Source organism: Micromonospora sp. NPDC049301 (assembly GCF_040678715.1).
Classification (GTDB): Bacteria; Actinomycetota; Actinomycetes; order Mycobacteriales; family Micromonosporaceae; genus Micromonospora.
Genome location: NZ_JBFAQO010000005.1, coordinates 59,093 through 77,283, shown reverse-complemented (window position 1 = coordinate 77,283; position 18,191 = coordinate 59,093). Strand labels below are relative to the sequence as shown.

Sequence of the window (18,191 nt, the reverse complement as noted above, 5' to 3'; positions counted from 1 at the left end):
AGATCTAGGTTTCCGCCGGACTCGGTCGAGGTCCCGTGGACAAGTTCCGGCAGAGCCGCTCGCTTGGGGCATCCACTACCGCTAGGTGACGAGTGAACGAGCGACTGGTCGCGCTGGGTGCGCTGATCTCGTACGCTCCCTTGTGGTCTCCGCCGGTGCGGTGGTGGAGGCGATGGTCGACACGGGGAGGGCGCGTGAGCGCAGCACAGATCATCGCGAGGTTGGCGGCGGCGTCGCAGAAGCTGGACGAGGCGAAGACCAAGACGGCAGCGGCAGCGCAGGACGCGGCCGAGGCGCGGGCGCTCGTCGCCGGAGCGCTGGAGGGTGTGGCCGCCGGTCCGCTGATCGGCATGATCGACACGTACCGCCAGGCCCTCGCGCAGGCGGCACAGGGCGGCGACCCCGCCAAGCAGCACGTCCAGGAGACGATCGCCAAGGTCCGCGCGCTGGGCAACTGACCACGGGTGGTGGCGCGGGCTGCGTCACCCGCCCGGCCGAGTGATCGACTCGGTGTCGGGATACGGAGTCGATCGACCCGCTCCCGGCCAGCTGAGGGTCTGTCGCCGGATGTGGCTGGCCGCGTGGGTGCCCCAGGAAACGCGGTCAGCTTCGCGAGCGCGGCAGGCAGCACTTCTTGTACTTGCCACCCGAGCCACACCAGCAGGCGTCGTTGCGGCCCGGCGGCCAGGCTGTCACGCCCGCCTCGTCGAGGCTGTCCGCGTACTCGTCGAGGGTCTCCTCGTCGGTGGGGTCGCTACCCGCCCGCTCGGCGAAGGCCGCCAGCCCCGCCACCGAGCCGGCGACCACGCCCAGGTCGGTGCCGCCGAGGCCGGAGGCGTTGGCCAGCGCGCGTTCGACCTGGGTGCGGTGCTCGTCCCAGGTGGCGGGATAGCTGCCGATCAGCGCGGGCCAGCGCACCAGCAGGGCGTCGAACTCCGCCCGCGGCCAGAACAGCAGCGTCGCGGGGCCGTCGTCCAGCGCGTCGAGCGCGTGGTCGCTGGCGGCGCGCAGCCGGTCGGCGAGGTTGTCGTACTCGTCGTGGGGGAGGCCCAGCTCCTCGCGCAGGTCGTGCCGCCGCTGGGTCAGCCCGTAGATCATGGCGGCGGCCTCGTCCTGCGCGTCCTCGGACTCGTGCTGCTGGGTGCGGGTCCGTTCCATGATCGAGTCGAGGGCCCCGGTAAGCCACTCCAGCGCCGTCTCGGCGTGGCCGGCCTCGGCCAGGTCGTCGATCAGGTACGTGGCGTCGGGATCGGTCTCCAGCAGCGGGCGCAGCCCGGTCAGCTCGGCCAGGCCCTCGTCCTCGCGGCCGAGGCGCATCAGCAGGCCGCCGCGCATCGATCGGGCGTACGGGTCGTCGTCGGGCTGTTCGGCGATGGCGCGGGTGGTCAGCGCGAGCGCGTCGGCCAGATCCCCCGCCTTCTCCAGGATCTCCGCGGCGACCAGCAGCGCGTATCCGGTGTCGTCGGGGTCGGCGACCCGTCCCTCATCGACCGCACCCACCAGCTCGGCGACCAGCGCGGCCGGGTCCGGGCTCCCGGATCCCAGGGCACCGATCTCGTCGATGCGGTCGGCGGTCAGCAGTTCGGACGTCGGCATGGGCGCATCCTGGTGACAGGGAGTGGGCGGGAGCGGCCAGCCTACTCCCGGAACTGGCGGAAACAGCGGAGCCCGGGGCGGCGGACCACCCCGGGCGCCGGGTCTCGGGTCAGCGGGTCAGCGGGTCGACGGCATGGTGGCGAACTCGCCGGCTAGCTCCGACTCGACGATCGTCGCGGTGGACGGCCGGCGACCGGCCGCCGCCCGCCGGGCGGACGGGACGGCCAGGGCCGCGAGCGCGGCGGCCAGGGCGATCGCGGTGAGGACCAGAAAGCCCGTCGTGAAGCCGGCCTCCCGGGGCAGACCGTTGGCCTGCGGGTGGGCGGTGATCACGCCGCTGACCACGGCGGCGCCGATCGCGCCGCCGATGGTGCGGATGTTGGCGTTCATGCCGGTGGCCACGCCGGTCTGGCTGGCGGGCACGCTGCCCACGATCAGGTTGGCCATCGACGCGAAGGCCAGGCCGATGCCGAGGCCGACCAGGCCGCCGGCGAGCGCGACCTCCCAGCGGGTGTCGTGCGCGGCGGCCAGCATCGCGGAGGCGGCCACGTTGAACGTCGCGCCGGTGGCGAGCTGCGCCTTGGCGCTGAAGACGGACTGGAGTCGGCCGGCGACCAGGCCGGCGATGAACATCGCGACCAGCATCGGCAGCATGAGCAGGCCCGCCTGGCTGATGCTGGCGCCGAAGCCGTAGCCGGCGGCCGTCGGGGTCTGCACGAACTGCGGGAGGAACGCGTACACGGAGAACATCGACGCGCCGTAGAGCAGGGCGACCAGGTTGGTGGTCCAGACGCCGGGCAGGCGCATCATCCGCATGTCGATCAGCGGGTTGGTGGAGCGCACCTCGGCGACCAGCCAGCTGACCAGCAGCACCACGGCGAGCGCCAGCAGGCCGAGCACCCGGCCGGAGGTCCAGCCCCAGGCGGCGCCCTGGCTGATCGGCAGCAGCAGCGCGACCAGCCAGCCGGAGAGCAGCAGGGTGGCCCGCCAGTCGATCCGTCCGGGGGTACGCACCGGCGACTCGGGCACGAACAGGTGCGCGGCGACGGCGGTCAGCCCGACCACGACCATCGGGATCCAGAACAGCCACCGGTAGTCCAGCGTGCTGACGATCGGGCCGGCCAGCACGACGCCCAGGCCACCGCCGGCGGCGACGATCGCGGAGATGGCGGCGACGGCGCCGGAGACCCGCGCGGCGGGGAACTCGTCGCGGATGATGCCGAACGACAGCGGGAAGACCGCGCCGCCGATGCCCTGCACGATCCGGGCGATGATGAGGACGCCGATGGTCGGCGCGATGGCGGCGAGCAGGCAGCCGAGGGCGAGCGCGGCGAGCGAGACGACCAGCATCCGCTCCTTGCCGACCATGTCGCCGACGCGGCCGAGGATCGGCGTGAAGATCGACGCGGAGAGCAGGTAGGCGGTCAGTACCCAGGTCACGGTGTTCTGCGAGGTGTGCAGGTCCTGCTGGATGGTCGGCAGCACCGGGGTGATCAGCGACTGGAGCATCGCGAAGAACCCGGCACCGGCCGCGAGCACAGAGAAGGTGAGCCGACGCGAGCTGCGCCGGGAGGTTACTGCCACGAGAGAAAACTCCCTGATTGCGTACGGAAGGAGGTTCGTCACCCGCCGGGCGGCGGCGGGCGGGCTGTCGGGCCCGGGCGATCGGGTGGCCAGGCGGATCGGGCGGGTCCCGAGGTAAGCTAACCGGAGGCAGGCCTCCGGGATTCCGGAGGGGTGCCTCCACTAAGCTAGCGGAGGGGTGCCTCCGGATGCAACCGAGGTGAGGTGACGCACGTCATGACCAGCGCGGGGCAGGCGCCCGAGGTCTTCGCCCGGCGGCCGAAGCGGGCCGACGCACGGCGTAACTACGACGCCCTCATCGCCGCCGCCCGCGACGCGTTCGCCGAGAACGGCGCCGCCGCCTCGCTGGAGGACGTGGCCCGGCGAGCCGGGGTGGGCATCGGCACGCTCTACCGCAACTTCCCGAATCGACGGCATCTCTTCGAGGCCGTCTACGTCGAGGAGGTCCGGGCGCTGAGCCGGTCCGCCGCGGACCTGGCCGAGCTGCCCCCGTGGGACGCCCTCGTCGCCTGGCTGCACCGCTTCGTCGCGTACGTCGCCACCAAACGGGCGCTCGCCGAGGAGTTGCTGCACGATTCGGAGATCTTCCGGAGCTGCCGGATGGAGATCTACGCCGCCGGCGAGCCGCTGATGAGCCGCGCCCAGGCCGCCGGCGTGGTCCGCGAGGACATCGGCTTCGACGACGTGGTGCGGCTGATCAGCGGCCTCACGATGGCCCAGTTCCCGTCGCCCGAGCAGCGCGACCGGGTGCTCGGCGTCGCCCTGGACGGGCTGCGCCCGCCGGCCGCGTAGCGCTGACCGCTCAGCGGTCGACGAGCAGCAGCCACTCGTCGTCGAGCCGTTCGACGACGGTGCCCGCCGGCCACCGGTGACCAGGACCAGCCGCCGCCCGGGCCTGGTCGACCTGCGGTGGCCGGCTGAACTGTGCGTCGTCGAAGCTGGCCACGCTGTGGAACCAGGCCCGGCCGAAGTTCGCGGCGTCGGTGAAGCGGGCGTGATCGAACAGCGCCTCCCCGCCGAAGGTCGTCCAACGGAACAGCGCCATGTTCGTGAACCGGACGGAGCGGAAGCTGGCCGACCCGCCGAACTCGGTGTGCTCCATCGACAGGGCGCCGAGGAACGCGGCCTCCCGGAACGTGGCGACGTCCTCGAATCGGGTGGCGTCGAAGCTGGTCGGCTGGCCGAAGGTCGCCCGACGGAATGAGGTCGGGCCGGCGAAGCTGGACCGCCGGCAGGACAGGCCGTCGGTGAACACGGCCCCCTCGAAGTCGGCCAGACCGCCGACGCGGGCGCCGTCCAGCACGACCTCCCCGTCGGCCCGGAGGCCGTCGAAGACCACGTCACCGAAGACCGTCGACTGAAGGGCGAGCCGGCCTCGCGCCGTCGTGCCCGCGAAGCTGGTCGTGCCGGTGAACACGGCTCGCGTGAAGTCCGCGTCGACCAGCGTGCAGCCGGCGGCGTCGAAGTCGACAAGCGCGGCGCCGGTCAGGTCCAGCACGACGTCCGGCCAGTGGTCCGCGTCGTCCGCGCGCAGGTGCCGGGTGAGCACCCGCTGCGCGGTGCGCCGGACCTCCGTCTCGCGCGGCTCGTCGTTCGGCGCCGGCATCCGCAGGTACGCGCAGAGCACCGCCGCGATCGTCGGGCGCTGCGCCGGATTGTCCTGACCGAGACGCTCCAGCGCGTGCAGCCCACCGAGGCGTACCGCCGCGCTGTCGTTGCCGAGCAGCTCGACGGCCCGGGTGTAGAGCTCGGTCAGCCGGCGCTCGGCCGCGTCGTGCTCGGCCGCCCCGGACTGCCGCTCCTGGTGCCGCTGCGCGGCCTCGGCGACCGACTCGGCGTGCGCCTGCACCCGGTCGCGGTGCGCCTGGTCCCGGGCGGCGACGGTCTCCTGGTGCCGCTGCGCGCGTTCGGCGATCCACTGCCGGCGGGCGGCCAGCAGGAGCGCCAGCCCGCCGCCGGTGCCGGCGACCACGGTCAGGCCGGTGCGGATCGCGTCGATGCGCAGCGTGGCGCGGGTGTCCGGTTGACTGGCCCGGTCGGCCTCGGTGAGCAGCAGGTCCAGCACCAGCCAGCCGAGCGCGGCGGCGACCAGCAGGCCCACCAGGACCAGCCACCACGGCATCACCCGGAGCTGGCGCTCGGTGGGTTCGTCAGCGGCCACGGCCACAGCATGCCATCCGTCGTCCCGCGCCGGGGTGCCCGCGCGACCGGGTGAGCGTCCGATGTGGAGGAGCGCCGATATGCCGGTTTGCACCCCCGTCGGAACAACGGGTTACCAGCGCGTAACAAGTCATTGACGTTTCCAAATTGTTGCGCGCATCATCGTCGCACGGTCGACCGGACACCCCCACCCACCTGCCCGGTTCGCCGGGTGCCTCCCCCCGGAGGTTCGGCCATGCTGCTCCGAAAGACCGTCCTCGTCCTGTCCCTCGCCACCGCCGCCCTGCTCGCGTCCACCGCCACGGCGACCGCCGCCCCCGCCGCACCCGTGGCCGCCCCGGTGGCGGTCACCGCGGCGGCCAACCCCGTCATCGTGGTCGGCGGGCTCAGCGGCGTCGCCGTCGCGTACGAGCCGATCGCCGCCCGGCTGCGCGGCGACGGCTACCGGACCTTCATCTACCAACTGCCCGGGCTGGGCCTCGGCGACATCCCCACCTCCGCCCGCGCGTTCGCCGGCTACGTCAGCCAGGTACGCGCCAGCACCGGCGCGGCGACCGTGGACCTGGTCGCCCACTCCGAGGGTGGCCTCGTCGCCCGCTACTACCTCAAGCGGCTCGGCGGCACCGCCAGCGTCGGCCGGTACGTCAGCCTGGGCTCGCCGCAGTACGGCACGTACGTGGCGAACATCGTGGCGTTCCTGGGTCTCGGCAGCTGCGCCGGCGTGGTGGCCTGCCAGCAGATGACCATCGGCTCCGCCTTCCTCGCCGACCTCAACGCCGGCGACGACACCCCGGGCGCGGTGCGCTACACCACCATCCGCACCCTCCAGGACGAGCTGGTCCGGCCGACCGGGAACGCCGCCGTCAACGACGGCGCGACCAACGTGCTGATCCAGGCGTACTGCCCGTTGCGGGTGGTCGGGCACCTCGGGTTGGTGCTCGACGGCACCGCGTACACCATCGTGCGCGGCGCCCTCGTCGACGGCCCGGTGGGGCCCAACTGCCTCGCTCTCTGACCCGGCCCGCGTGGGTGGTCCGGGCTCGGACCACCCACGCGCCGCGTCGGGTTGAGGGTCAGGTCGCCTTGGCCAGCGCCTCGAACTCGTCGTCGGTGAGCCGCACCTCCGCGGCGGCCACGTTCTCCTCCAGGTGCGCCACCGAGGACGTGCCGGGGATGGGCAGCATCACCGGCGACCGGCGCAGCAGCCAGGCCAGCGCGAGCTGCGCGGGCGACGCGTCGTGCGTGGCGGCGATCGTGTCCAGCGGCCCGCCCGGGCGCGCCAGCTCGCCGGTGGCGATCGGGAACCACGGGATGAACGCGAGATCGTTGCGCTCGCAGTACTCCAGCACGTCCTCGGCGCTGCGGTTGGCCAGGTTGTACAGGTTCTGCACGGAGGCGATCGAGGTGATGGCGCGGGACTCCTCGATCTGGGAGACGGTCACCTCGGACAGTCCGATGTGCCGGATCTTGCCCTCCTGCCGCAACAGCTCCAGCTCGCCCAGCTGATCGGCGAGCGGCACCTGCGGGTCGATCCGGTGCAGCTGGTAGAGCGGAATCGTCTCCAGGCCCAGGTGGCGCAGGCTCAGCTCACACTGCTGGCGCAGGTACTCCGGGCGGCCCACCACCCGCCAGTCGCCCGGCCCGGCCCGCGTGAAGCCACCCTTGGTCGCGACGACCAGGTCGTCGGCGTACGGGTGCAGGGCCTCGCGGATCAGCAGCTCGGAGACGAACGGGCCGTACGAGTCGGCGGTGTCGATGAACGTCACGCCCAGCTCGACCGCCCGGCGCAGCACCCGGACCGCCTCGGCGGGGTCCTTCGGGTCACCCCAGACGCCCGGCCCGGTGAGCTGCATCGCCCCGTAGCCGAGCCGGTCGACGGTGAGGTCGCCCCCGATCCGGTAGCTGCCGGAAGCCTTCGCGGGTTGCTTGCTGACGTCGGTCGCCATACGCGGTTCCCCAATCGTGTCGTCGTGGCGGGGATGAGCTCGGCCCGCCACCCCACGATGATCCCCGAATCCCGATGTCCTATCCCCGGCGCGCCGACTGTGTGCGCGGGGACACGATGGTCGCCGCCAGGACCGAATTGGTGCTGGCGCCCCCGTGTCCGGTCTGCTACGCCTGATCGGAACCGGTGCGGCCGGTCGGGGGAGGCGTGATGTGGCGACGGTTCAGGTCCGACCCGGTGCGTCGGCTGCGGGAGCGGCTGGACCGTTTCGGCGCCACGACGGACCCTCGGGCCGTGCTCGACTCCGGCGCGCTCCACGACGCCCGGGCGGTCATGGAGTTGGTGACCGCCACGCCCACGGACGGCCCGCTGCCGGGGCCGGTCGCCGAGGGCTTCTTCCTCCTGGCCTGCCTGCACTGGTACCGCTGTCAGCTGCTGCCCCCGGGCGAGGCCGCCGACGACCTCGTCCAGGCGGTCACGCTCACCGAGTTCCTGCTGCGCTTCGCGCCGGAGCGGGTGCCGCCGTCGCTGCTGGCGATGCTGCACGCGCACCGACCGCCACCGGACTCCGGTCGGGTGCCCGGCCCGCGGGCCCCCGGCGGCCCCGCGTCCACGCCCACCGGTTCCGCTCCCGGCGGGCGTACGGGCGGCCTGGCCGACGGCGAGGCCGGCGCGCTGTTCCTGGAGGCCGTCATGCTGATGGCCGCCGCGGAGAACAACCGTGACTACCGGGGCGCCGACCGGGCGGCGGCGCTGCTGCGACGGGCGGTGGACGGCACGCCCGCGGGTGAGCCGGAGCGGCTGCACTACCTGTCCGCCCTCGGCAAGGTGCACCGCGACCAGTTCCAGCACCTCGGCCGGCAGCGCGCCCTGCCGTCGGCGATTCAGGCGCACCGGGAGAGCCTGGAGTCCACCCCGGCCGACGACCCGGAACGTGCGGCCCGGCTGTTCAACCTCGGCAACGTGCTCAGCGACCGGTACGAGGTCGACGGCGCCCCGGCGGACCTGGACGAAGCGATCACGCTGCTCCGCGACGCCGCCCGCGTCACCGGGGCCAGCCCCTCGGTGCGCGCCATGGCCCGGGCCAACCTCGGGCAGCGGCTGCGCGACCGGTGGCGTCTGCGGGCCCGGCCGGCCGACCTCGACGAGGCGGTCGACTCGTTCGCCGCCGCCCGAGCCGCCGGTGATCCCCGCTTCGCGGCGCTGCACGGCACGGCGCTCGCCGAACGGTTCCTGCGTGACCGGTCGCCGGCCGACCGGGACGCGGCGATCGAGGCGTACCGGTCGGCGTTGACCGCGTTCGCCGGTCTGGATCCCGAGCTGGCCGGCACCGCACAGGCCGGCCTGGCCACCCTGCTCGCTGAGCGGCACCAGACCGACGCCGCACCGGCCGACCTCGACGCGGCGATCGAGGCGTACCGGGTGGCGGCAGCCGGGTCCGGCTCGGTGCACGGTGGGCTGGGCCGGGACGAGATACGACACGCGGTGGGCGGCCTGCTGGTGACCCGGTACGAGCGGCAGCGGCGGACCGAGGACATCACCGAGGCGGTGCGGCTGCTGCGCGAGGGCGCCGACGCCGCCGGGGACCCGGTCCAACGGGCCCGTTGGCTCGCGGACCTCGGCTACGCGCTCGGTCGAGGCCACACCGACCTGGGCGGGGTGACCGCTCTGCGGGCCGCCCGGGACGCGCTGACCGAGGTGGAGTCGCTGCTTTCCCGCACCGACCCGCTGCGCCACCAGGTGCTCAATAACCTGGGCAACACCCTGCGCGAACTGTCCGACCTGGCGGGGGAGCCGGCGCTGCTGGAGCCGGCCGCCGTTGCGCTGCGGGCCGCGGTTGCCGCGGCACCACCGGAGGGAGCCTCGCTGCCCCGGTACCGCTCGAACCTGGGCCTGGTGTTGCAGGCCCTGTTCGCCTCGACTCAGGACCTGGCCACCCTCACCGAGGCGGTCCAGGTGCTGGCACAGGTGACCGAGACCGCGCCACCCGGGCACCCGGACCGGCTGCCGGCGCTGACCAACTACGGCTCCGCGTTGAACCGCCGGGTGGAGCTCGCCCTGAACGGCGCGCTGCCGGCCGGCGGCGAGCCCCCCGACCAGGTCGCGGCCGGCGCGGCCCGGGACGCCGACGCCGCCGTGACCGCCCTGCGCGAGGCGGCCGAACTGGCCGAACGGGAGGCCGAGCCAACCGAGTACGTCGAGACGCTCAACACCCTCGCCCTGGCCTATCTGCTGCGGCACCGTCTGCACGACGACCCGGCGGGGCTGGACGAGGCGGTCCGACTCCTTCAACGGCTGAGCGAGCGCCAGCCGGCGGTCGGCGCGGAGCGGCACCGGATCCACACCAACCTCGGTAACGCGCTGCTGCTGCGCTACCGGGCCGGCCGCGACGAGGCGGACGCCACCGCCATGCTGGCGGCCAACCGGGCTGCGGTGGACGCGCTGCCCGCCGAGCATCCCGCCCGCACCATGTGCCTGAGCAACCTGGCCACCGCCCTGGAGGCGGTCGCCGACCCCGCCGGCGACCCGCTCCCGGACGCCGCCGACCCTGCTGCCGCCGGGTCGGCCGCGCTGGCCGAGGCGACCGCCGCGCTGCGCGCCGCCGCCGCGGTGGAGTCCGCGCCCTCGCTGCTCCGGGCGGCGGCGGCGAGCCGGTACGCGGACCACGCCGCGGCGGTCGGCGACCTGCCGGCCGCGCTCGACGGGTACGCCACCGCGATCGAGCTGATCGACCTGGTGGCCTGGCACGGCATGGACCCCGACGACCAGGCCCGCCTGCTCGGGCTGTTCCCCGGGCTGGCCAGCGACGCCGCCGCGGTCGCCACCGCCCTCGACCGCCCGGAACGCGCCGTCGAGCTGCTCGAGTACGGCCGTGGCGTCCTGCTGACCCGGGCCCACGACGCGGGCGCGGACCTGGCCGCCCTGCGCGCGCGGTTCCCCCGGCTGGCGGAACGGCTCGCCGACCTCCAGGCCGCCCTCGACGGCTTCACCGCGCTGTCGCCCGCCGGCCCCGACGCTCCGGGCGGCCGGGTGGAGCAGCGGTACGACCTCGCCGTACGCCGCCGGGACCTGCTCGTGGAGATCCGCGCCCGGCCCGGGTTCACCGACTTCCTCCGCCCGCCGCCGTTCGCCACCCTGGCCCGGGCCGCGGCCGGTGGCCCGGTGGTGCTGGTCAACGTGGCCGCGCGGCGCTGCGACGCGCTGGTGGTCGCCGACGGCCGGGTCACCGTGGTCCCGCTGCCCGGGCTGGCCCTGGCCGAGCTGGTCACGCGGACGGCGGGCTTCCTGACCGCGATCGCGGTGCTCACCGGGGCGGCGGCACCGGACGGCCCCGAGCCGGCCGCGCAGCGCCGCCGGCTGGCGGCCCGGACCGAGGTCGGCCAGACGCTGGACTGGCTGTGGCGGGTCGTCGCCGCACCGGTGCTCGACGCGGCGGCGCCCTCCCCGACCGTTCCGTCCGCAGATGACTGGCCACGGCTGTGGTGGTGCCCCACCGGGCTGCTCACCCTGCTGCCGCTGCACGCGGCCGGCCCACTCGACGGCGACGGGGTGCTGGACCGGGTGGTGCCGTCGTACACGGCCTCGCTGCGGGCGCTGGCGCACGCCCGGCGCGGCGTGCCGGCCCGGCCCGAGCCGGTCGACTCGGCGCTGGTCGTCGGCATGCCGCAGACCCCCGGCCTGGCCGACCTGCCCGGTGTGGCGCGGGAGGAGGAGATCGTCCGCCGGCACCTGCCCCGGGTCCGCGCACTCCTCGGCCCGGCGGCCACCCCGGCGGCCGTGCTCACCGCGCTGCCCGACCAGCCGGTCGCCCACCTGTCCTGCCACGGCACCCAGGACCTGCGCGCCCCGGCCTGGGGGCGTCTCGCGCTGGCCGGCGGCCCGCTGCACGTCCGGGACCTGTGGCGGCCCGCCGGCAGCCCGGCCGCGCTGGCCGTCCTGTCCGCCTGCGAGACGGTACGCGGCGGCGCGGCCCTGCCCGACGAGGCGCTCACCCTCGGCACCGCGTTCCAGCTCGCCGGGTTCCGGCACGTCATCGGCGCGCTCTGGTCCATCTCGGACGCGCTGACCGTGCGGCTCTGCGCCGACCTGTACGACGGCCTGGCGGTGCCCGGCGGGATCGCACCGGACCGGGCGGCGGTCGCCCTGCACCGGTCGGTCCGCCGGCTGCGCGCCGCCCTGCCCGACCGCCCCGACACCTGGGCCGGCTACGCCCACCTCGGCCCCTGACGAGCCCACCGTCCGGAAGGGCAGGCGCTCAGGGCGTCCCTGCCTGCACGTCGGCGGAGGAGACGGCGGCGGGCGGGGCCGGGCGGGCGGGCGCGTACCAGGTCACCCCGACCGCCGCGACCAGCAGTGCGATGCAGAGCAGCACCAGCCACACCCCGATCCGCAGCGACCGGACCGCCGCCATCGCCTCCAGATGGTCGCCGAGCGGGGCCGGCGGAAGCGCCGCCACCGGGGTCACCACCAACCTGCCGTGCGCCGCGCGGAGCAGCGCCAGCGCCCCGGCCACGCCGGCGGTCAGCGCGGCGAGCAGCAGGACGCCGACCAGCGCACCCCAGTGCGGCGCCAGCGTGCCGACGTCGGTGCGGCCCCGGATCAGGCTGAACCCGACCAGTGCCACGAGCAGGCCGCCGAGCCCGTTGCGCCACGCCACCGCCGCCGCGCGGACCCGCTCCAGCTCGCCGCGCAGCAGACCGGCCAACTGCTGCGCCCGGTGCAGGTCGGCGACGGTCGCGGGCGGCCCGGGGCGCAGCCGGATCACGCCTCGACCTCCAGCCGCAGCGTCCAGTACGCGCCGCAGCCGCGCAGCCCGGCCGGACGCGCGGGGTGGTCGGCCTCGCACTCGCAGAGCACCGTCCGGTAGCCCGGGTCCGGCGCGGCCGCCGACGCCTCCCGCCGGTACAGCTCGTCGACCACGCTGCTGCTCATCAAGTGGTCGCAGCGGGGGCAGCGCCCGGTGAGCAGCACCGCGAACTCGAACTCCCGCACCGTGAAGCCCGCCGCGGCCCGCGCCGCGTACGCCTCGTCGGTCACCTCGACGTACGGCAGCGCGTCCGCCGCCGGTTCGTCGTCGCGCATCCTGACCTCCCGCCGCCCGGACCGTCCACCGTAGCCGGTCGCGGCGCCCGGTCGGCGGACGTGTCGGATGACCACCAGCACCCGGCGGCCCGACCGCCGATCGTGAGGCCCGGCTGCCTCCGCCGGCCCGACCGGGGCCAGTTGCGCCGAGCGACCGGTGCGAGCGCCGTCGGCGTGCGACGCTGGGCGCGTGCCGGCGACGCCGGCTCGGGCAGCCGGGCCGGTCCGCACCCGGCGCGACGGCGGAGGGAGCACCCATGGCGGGAGTGCCGCAGGTCGACTTCGCGCTCGACACGTACGAGTGCATCGTGATCTATCCCGGCGCGGCCGGACGGGCCCTGCCCAACGAGACCGTGCAGCGGTTGCAGGCCGAGCACACCGAGCACATGCAGGCGTTGCAGCAACGGGGGATCATCCTGGTCGCCGGCTCGGTGGACGGGCCGGCCCGCAACCCGGAGCCGCCGATCGGTTTCGGGCTGGCCCGCACGGGCAGCGTCGACGACGTGCGCAGCGTGCTGGAGGCCGACCCGGCGGTGCAGGCCGGCCTCTACCGGGTGGACGTGCTGACCTTCCTCTGCCCCGCCGGTTCCCTGGAGTTTCCGCTGGCCAAGACCGAGAGCTGACCGGTCGATCCAGCGACGGGTGTCGTGATGGTGACGGCGGTCGGCCGTCCGCCGCTGCTACGGTCGCGCCTGCTCACCGCGGTGCCCACCCTGCCGCCGTCGGGGCACTCCCGGTGAGCCGCCGCCGGGAGCAGGTCGAGGGTGCGTGCCAGCGGAGGCGTACGATTTCCGGCGCGCGGTCGCCGTTGCCCGTCGCCACAACGTTCCCGGTGCGGTTCCGCCCGCCGGCCCGACGCGCGCCGCGCGTCGTTGGACAATTGTTCCGCTGCCTGCAAGGGGTCGGCCCCGAGTCCGACCTGAAGGAGAGACTAGCCTGATGGGCGTGACACGCCGCGCGAAGATCGTCTGCACTCTTGGTCCCGCCACCTCGTCTCCGGAGCGCATCCGGGGTCTCGTCGAGGCCGGCATGAACGTGGCGAGGCTCAACTTCAGCCACGGCAGCCACGCTGACCACGAGGCGGTCTACCGACTGGTCCGGGAGGCGTCCGAGGCGGCCGGTAAGCCGGTGGCCGTCCTCGCCGACCTGCAGGGTCCCAAGATCCGGCTCGGCCGGTTCGCCGACGGCCCGTACGAGTGGCGCACCGGTGACTCCGTCGTGATCACCGGCGACGACATCGTCGGCACCAAGGAGCGGGTCTCCTGCACCTACCGCAAGCTGCCGCAGGAGGTGAAGCCCGGTGACCGGCTGCTGATCGACGACGGCCGCGTCGCCGTCGAGGTCACCGACGTCACCGGCAACGACATCCGCTGCCTGGTCACCGAGGGCGGTCCGGTCTCCAACAACAAGGGCGTCTCGCTGCCGAACGTGGCGGTCAGCGTGCCCGCCATGTCGGAGAAGGACGCCGAGGACCTGCGCTTCTCCCTGGGGCTCGGCGTCGACCTGGTCGCCCTCTCGTTCGTCCGCTCGGCCGAGGACATCAAGCTCGTGCACGGCATCATGGCCGAGGAGGGCGTGTTCCGGCCGGTGCTGGCCAAGGTGGAGAAGCCGGAGGCGGTGGACCACCTGGAGGCCATCGTGCTGGCCTTCGACGGCGTCATGGTCGCCCGCGGCGACCTCGGTGTCGAGATGCCGCTGGACGAGGTCCCGCTGGTGCAGAAGCGGGCCGTGCAGCTCTGCCGGGAGAACGCCAAGCCGGTCATCGTCGCCACCCAGATGCTCGACTCCATGATCGAGAATTCCCGCCCCACCCGGGCGGAGGCCTCCGACGTGGCCAACGCGGTGCTCGACGGCGCGGACGCGGTGATGCTCTCCGGCGAGACCAGCGTCGGCAAGTATCCGGTGCTGACCGTCAGCACCATGGCCAAGATCGTGACGACCACCGAGTCCGGTTCCATCGGGGTGCCGCGCCTGCAGCACGACCCCCGTACCCACGGCGGCGCGCTCACCGTGGCCGCCTCGTCGATCGCCCGGGCCATCAACGCCAAGGCGCTGGTCGCCTTCTCGCAGACCGGTGACACCGTCCGGCGGCTCTCCCGGCTGCACTGCGACCTGCCGCTGCTGGCCTTCACCCCGGTCCCCGAGGTGCGCAGCCAGCTCGCCCTGACCTGGGGCGTGGAGACCTTCCTGATGCCGTTCGTGCAGCACACCGACGACATGTTCCGCCAGGTCGACCAGGCGCTGCTCGGCCTCAACCGGGCCAACCCGGGCGACTACGTGGTGATCGTGGCCGGCAGCCCGCCCGGCACCCCCGGCTCGACCAACACGCTGCGCGTCCACCAGCTCGGCTCGCTCGTCGACGCGGCGTCGGCGCGGGCGCTGCAGTGAGCGACGACCAGGTCGCGGTCGGCCAGGCCGCCGTCGACCAGCTGCTCGAGGTCCTGGACCTCGACCCGACCGGGGAGATGACCTTCCGGGGGATGAGCCCCCCGGTCGGCCCGCAGCGGGTGTACGGGGGCCAGGTCGCCGGTCAGGCCCTGGTCGCCGCCGGCCGCACGGTCGACCCGGAGCGGTTCGTGCACTCCCTGCACGGCTACTTCGTCCGTCCCGGCGACCCGGTCGAGCCGATCGAGTACCAGGTGGAGAACATCCGCGACGGCCGGTCCTTCTCCGTCCGCCGCGCGGTGGCGCTCCAGCACGACAAGCCGATCTTCTTCATGTCGGCGTCCTTTCAGCGGGCGGAGGAGGGGCTGGACCACCAGGCGCCGGCACCGCCGGACGTGCCCGCGCCGCAGGACGTGCCGACGATGACCGACCGGCTCTCCCGCTATCCGGAGCGGCTGGGCATCTGGGGGCAGATCCCGCGCCCGATCGACGTCCGCTACGTCGGCGAGCCCGGCTGGGTCCGTCCCGGCGACCGGCCGGCCGACCCGCACCAGCGGGTCTGGATGCGCATCGACGGCAAGCTGCCGGACGACCCGCTGCTGCACGCCTGCGCGCTCACCTACGCCTCGGACCTCACCCTGCTGGATTCGGTGCTCTCCGTGCACGGCGAGGTGTGGGGGCCGGGCGGGGTGGTCGGCGCGAGCCTCGATCACGCGCTCTGGTTCCACCGGCCGTTCCGCGCCGACGAGTGGTTCCTCTACGACTGCTGGAGCCCGTCGGCGTCCGGCGCCCGGGGGCTGGCCACCGGCCGGATGTTCACCACCGACGGCCGGCAGATCGCCAGCGCCGTGCAGGAGGGTCTGCTGCGCCGCGTCGGCGCCTGAGACAGTCGGTCGTCCCCGTCCGGCACGCGCCCGCACAGGTCGCGTCCCGGCGGGGCCGACGTACCAACCGGTCAGGGCTGGTGGATGCCCTCGCCGGCGATGTCGATCTGCACGGTCCTGCCGACCAGGACTCCGCCACTTTCCAGCGCCACGTTCCACAGCAGGCCGTAGTCCTCGCGGTTGATTTCGGCCGTCGCGCTGAACCCGAAGATGTTCTGTCCGTACGGATCACGACGAGCACCGCCGAAATTCACCTGAAGGTCGACCGCACGCGTGATTCCCTTCACCGTCAATTCGCCGGTGAGTACGAATCGTCCGGGCGTCGCCGGGTCCGACTGCGGTGGGAGATTGTGACTTCTGCCTCGTGCGCCGAATCGATGGTTGCGCAGGCGCGCCCAGTAGAAGATCGGGTCCTCGTTGCCCTGCCACCTGATACCCGTGCTTCGATATTCGAGGGTGGGATAACGCTCCACGTCGAGAAAGTCGGCACTCTTCAGGTGGTTGTCCCGGTCGACGCTGCCGGTGGTGATGCTGGCGGTCTTGATGGTGGCGGTCACCGAGGAGAGCAGCGGGTCCTCCGCCACGAGGATCCGCGCGGTCCCCTCGGCGAATTCACCGCGTACCGGGCTCACCATCATGTGCCGGGACAGGAAACCGATCCGCTTGTGCGCCTGATCGAGACGATAGGTGCCGGCCGCCGGGATGGTCATGCCATCCCAGGTGCGTGTCGCGATATCGGTCATCGTGTTGCCTTCCCCCCGAGCTGACCCGAGTGTTTATCAATGTGCTGATGGAGCCCGCCTGAACGGTCAGTCATTCGTACTCCCCGCTCAGCATAGGGACGCTTCGGCGCGGGTTTTCGGGGCCCACCAAAGCGTGGATCATGACGCACTTCACGTGTGTCGGACGGGTTCGGCGACCGACCCGCTCCGCGTCGACGCGTGGCCGAACGGCCGAGGGTCGCCCGCCCGGCCGGCTGACCAGCGGGCTAACCTTGCCGACATGCGTCTCTCCGCCCGGGTCGACTACGCCCTCCGCGCGGCCGCCGAGCTCGCCGCGACGGCCAGCGGCCCCGGGCGTGGCCGGCCGGTCACGGCCGACCAGATCGCCCGGGCCCAGGAGATCCCGCCGAAGTTCCTGGAGAGCATCCTGCTCCAGCTGCGCCGGGGCGGCATCGTGCACGCCCAGCGGGGCCCGGAGGGCGGCTACTGGCTGGCCCGCCCGGCCGAGGAGATCTCGCTGGCGGAGGTGATCCGGGTGATCGACGGGCCGCTCGCGCACGTACGCGGGCAGCGCCCGGAAGCACTCGGCTATCACGGTCCGGCCCGCTCGCTCCAGGAGGTCTGGATCGCGCTGCGGGCCAGCGAGCGGGAGATCCTGGAGCTGGTGAGCATCGCCGACGTGGCCGCGGGTGCGCTGCCCGCCCGGGTCACCGAGTTGGCCGCCGATCCGCGCGCCTGGATCTGACCGCCGGCGTCCCATCCACCGATCGGGCACTTGACCCAGGCATCCCCGTGCCGCATTGTCGACCAAGTCGATAGGAGATGCCGAAAAGTCAGGGGGCGCTCGTGCGCAAGCTGCTGGTCCTCGCTCTGGTCGGGCTCGCCGCGCAGCTGGTCGACGGTTCGCTCGGCATGGCGTACGGGCTGACGTCGTCCACCCTGCTGCTGGTCGCCGGGGTCGCCCCGGCCGCCGCGTCGGCCTCGGTGCACCTGGCCGAGATCGGCACCACGCTCGCCGCCGGGGTGGCGCACTGGCGGTTCGGCAACGTCGACTGGCGGGTGGTCACCCGCATCGCACTGCCCGGCGCGATCGGCGCGTTCGCCGGCGCCACCCTGCTCAGCTCGATCTCCACCGAGTCGGCCGCGCCGTGGATGGCCGGCATCCTCTTCACGCTCGGCGCGTACCTGCTGGTCCGCTTCGCCCGGCCGCTGCGTACCGACCGGGTCGGCGGCCGGCTGCGCGGGCGCTTCCTCGGCCCGCTCGGCCTGGTCGCCGGCTTCGTCGACGCCACCGGCGGCGGAGGTTGGGGCCCGGTGGCCACGCCGGCCCTGCTGGTCTCCGGCCGCATGGAGCCGCGCAAGGTGATCGGCTCGGTGGACACGGCCGAGTTCGTGGTGGCCGGCGCGGCCAGCGTCGGCTTCCTGATCGGGCTGGGCAGCGAGGGGTTCCTGCTGCCCACCGTCGCCGCGCTGCTCATCGGCGGGCTCATCGCCGCCCCGCTGGCCGCGTGGCTGGTGCGCATCGTGCCGGCCCAACTGCTCGGCGCGGCGGTCGGTGGCGCGATCGTGCTGACCAACGCCCGCACCCTGATCCGTTCCGCCGAGCTGGACGGCCCGGTCCGGCCCGCGCTCTACGCCCTGCTGGCCGCCTGCTGGCTGTCCGCGCTGGTGCTGGCCGTGCGGGCCCTGCGCCGTACCCGCCAGACGCGGGCCATCGCCGCGAGCGCCGCCGAGGTCTCTCCCGCTCCGGCGGCCGCCGGCACCGCCCCGGCTGAGCTGACCGCAACGGGTACGCCGGCCGCCCGCTGAACCCCGCCGCCAGCCACGGTGTCC

The 18,191-nt window shown here is 74.0% G+C and carries 16 protein-coding genes; 9 read left to right on the top strand and 7 right to left on the bottom strand.

What is annotated here, in order from left to right:
- The first annotated feature begins 194 nt into the window (after positions 1 to 194).
- Complete coding sequence (locus tag AB0K07_RS16185; RefSeq protein WP_363755741.1) at positions 195 to 458, top strand: DUF6244 family protein; 264 nt, start codon at positions 195 to 197, stop codon at positions 456 to 458.
- A gap of 145 nt (positions 459 to 603) precedes the next feature.
- On the opposite strand, the gene AB0K07_RS16180 is transcribed toward AB0K07_RS16185, so the two are convergent.
- Entirely contained in the window at positions 604 to 1,596 is a 993-nt protein-coding gene (locus AB0K07_RS16180) for an SEC-C domain-containing protein (RefSeq protein ID WP_363755739.1), read from the bottom strand.
- A gap of 117 nt (positions 1,597 to 1,713) precedes the next feature.
- Entirely contained in the window at positions 1,714 to 3,180 is a 1,467-nt protein-coding gene (locus AB0K07_RS16175) for an MFS transporter (protein ID WP_363755737.1), read from the bottom strand.
- A gap of 216 nt (positions 3,181 to 3,396) precedes the next feature.
- On the opposite strand from AB0K07_RS16175, the gene AB0K07_RS16170 reads away from it, so the two are divergent.
- Complete coding sequence (locus tag AB0K07_RS16170) at positions 3,397 to 3,972, top strand: helix-turn-helix domain-containing protein (RefSeq protein WP_363755735.1); 576 nt, start codon at positions 3,397 to 3,399, stop codon at positions 3,970 to 3,972.
- Between the two features lie 10 nt (positions 3,973 to 3,982).
- Here the strand turns inward: AB0K07_RS16170 and AB0K07_RS16165 are convergent, their stop codons facing one another.
- Entirely contained in the window at positions 3,983 to 5,341 is a 1,359-nt protein-coding gene (locus AB0K07_RS16165) for a pentapeptide repeat-containing protein (RefSeq protein ID WP_363755734.1), read from the bottom strand.
- Between the two features lie 234 nt (positions 5,342 to 5,575).
- On the opposite strand from AB0K07_RS16165, the gene AB0K07_RS16160 reads away from it, so the two are divergent.
- Complete coding sequence (locus AB0K07_RS16160) at positions 5,576 to 6,355, top strand: alpha/beta fold hydrolase (protein WP_363755733.1); 780 nt, start codon at positions 5,576 to 5,578, stop codon at positions 6,353 to 6,355.
- A 58-nt stretch (positions 6,356 to 6,413) separates the two neighbouring features.
- On the opposite strand, the gene AB0K07_RS16155 is transcribed toward AB0K07_RS16160, so the two are convergent.
- A complete protein-coding gene (locus AB0K07_RS16155; RefSeq protein WP_363755731.1) occupies positions 6,414 to 7,286 on the bottom strand; it encodes an aldo/keto reductase in 873 nt (290 codons plus the stop codon).
- A gap of 209 nt (positions 7,287 to 7,495) precedes the next feature.
- Between AB0K07_RS16155 and AB0K07_RS16150 the strand changes: the two genes are divergently transcribed.
- Complete coding sequence (locus AB0K07_RS16150) at positions 7,496 to 11,512, top strand: CHAT domain-containing protein (protein WP_363755729.1); 4,017 nt, start codon at positions 7,496 to 7,498, stop codon at positions 11,510 to 11,512.
- Positions 11,513 to 11,540: 28 nt separating this feature from the next.
- On the opposite strand, the gene AB0K07_RS16145 is transcribed toward AB0K07_RS16150, so the two are convergent.
- On the bottom strand, positions 11,541 to 12,050 hold the full coding sequence (locus AB0K07_RS16145) for a hypothetical protein (protein ID WP_363755727.1): 510 nt from the start codon (positions 12,048 to 12,050) through the stop codon (positions 11,541 to 11,543).
- On the bottom strand, positions 12,047 to 12,367 hold the full coding sequence (locus AB0K07_RS16140) for a hypothetical protein (protein ID WP_363755725.1): 321 nt from the start codon (positions 12,365 to 12,367) through the stop codon (positions 12,047 to 12,049). The genes AB0K07_RS16145 and AB0K07_RS16140 overlap by 4 nt, the downstream gene beginning before the upstream one ends.
- A gap of 257 nt (positions 12,368 to 12,624) precedes the next feature.
- On the opposite strand from AB0K07_RS16140, the gene AB0K07_RS16135 reads away from it, so the two are divergent.
- The 3 genes from AB0K07_RS16135 (at position 12,625) to AB0K07_RS16125 (ending at position 15,636) form a co-directional block, all read left to right on the top strand.
- A complete protein-coding gene (locus AB0K07_RS16135; protein WP_089019800.1) occupies positions 12,625 to 12,990 on the top strand; it encodes a YciI family protein in 366 nt (121 codons plus the stop codon).
- Positions 12,991 to 13,306: 316 nt separating this feature from the next.
- Positions 13,307 to 14,755, top strand: a complete 1,449-nt coding sequence (gene pyk, locus AB0K07_RS16130) for a pyruvate kinase (protein ID WP_363755722.1) — start codon at positions 13,307 to 13,309, stop codon at positions 14,753 to 14,755.
- Positions 14,752 to 15,636, top strand: a complete 885-nt coding sequence (locus AB0K07_RS16125) for an acyl-CoA thioesterase II (RefSeq protein ID WP_363755720.1) — start codon at positions 14,752 to 14,754, stop codon at positions 15,634 to 15,636. Before pyk ends, AB0K07_RS16125 begins: the two co-directional genes overlap by 4 nt.
- A 71-nt stretch (positions 15,637 to 15,707) precedes the next feature.
- On the opposite strand, the gene AB0K07_RS16120 is transcribed toward AB0K07_RS16125, so the two are convergent.
- Positions 15,708 to 16,379: a YceI family protein gene (locus tag AB0K07_RS16120; RefSeq protein ID WP_363755718.1), complete on the bottom strand. Its 672-nt coding sequence runs from the start codon at positions 16,377 to 16,379 to the stop codon at positions 15,708 to 15,710.
- A 259-nt stretch (positions 16,380 to 16,638) separates the two neighbouring features.
- On the opposite strand from AB0K07_RS16120, the gene AB0K07_RS16115 reads away from it, so the two are divergent.
- Both AB0K07_RS16115 and AB0K07_RS16110 read left to right on the top strand, forming a co-directional pair.
- Positions 16,639 to 17,103: an Rrf2 family transcriptional regulator gene (locus AB0K07_RS16115; protein WP_363755716.1), complete on the top strand. Its 465-nt coding sequence runs from the start codon at positions 16,639 to 16,641 to the stop codon at positions 17,101 to 17,103.
- A 101-nt stretch (positions 17,104 to 17,204) separates the two neighbouring features.
- On the top strand, positions 17,205 to 18,167 hold the full coding sequence (locus AB0K07_RS16110; protein ID WP_363755714.1) for a sulfite exporter TauE/SafE family protein: 963 nt from the start codon (positions 17,205 to 17,207) through the stop codon (positions 18,165 to 18,167).
- The last annotated feature ends 24 nt before the right edge of the window (positions 18,168 to 18,191 follow it).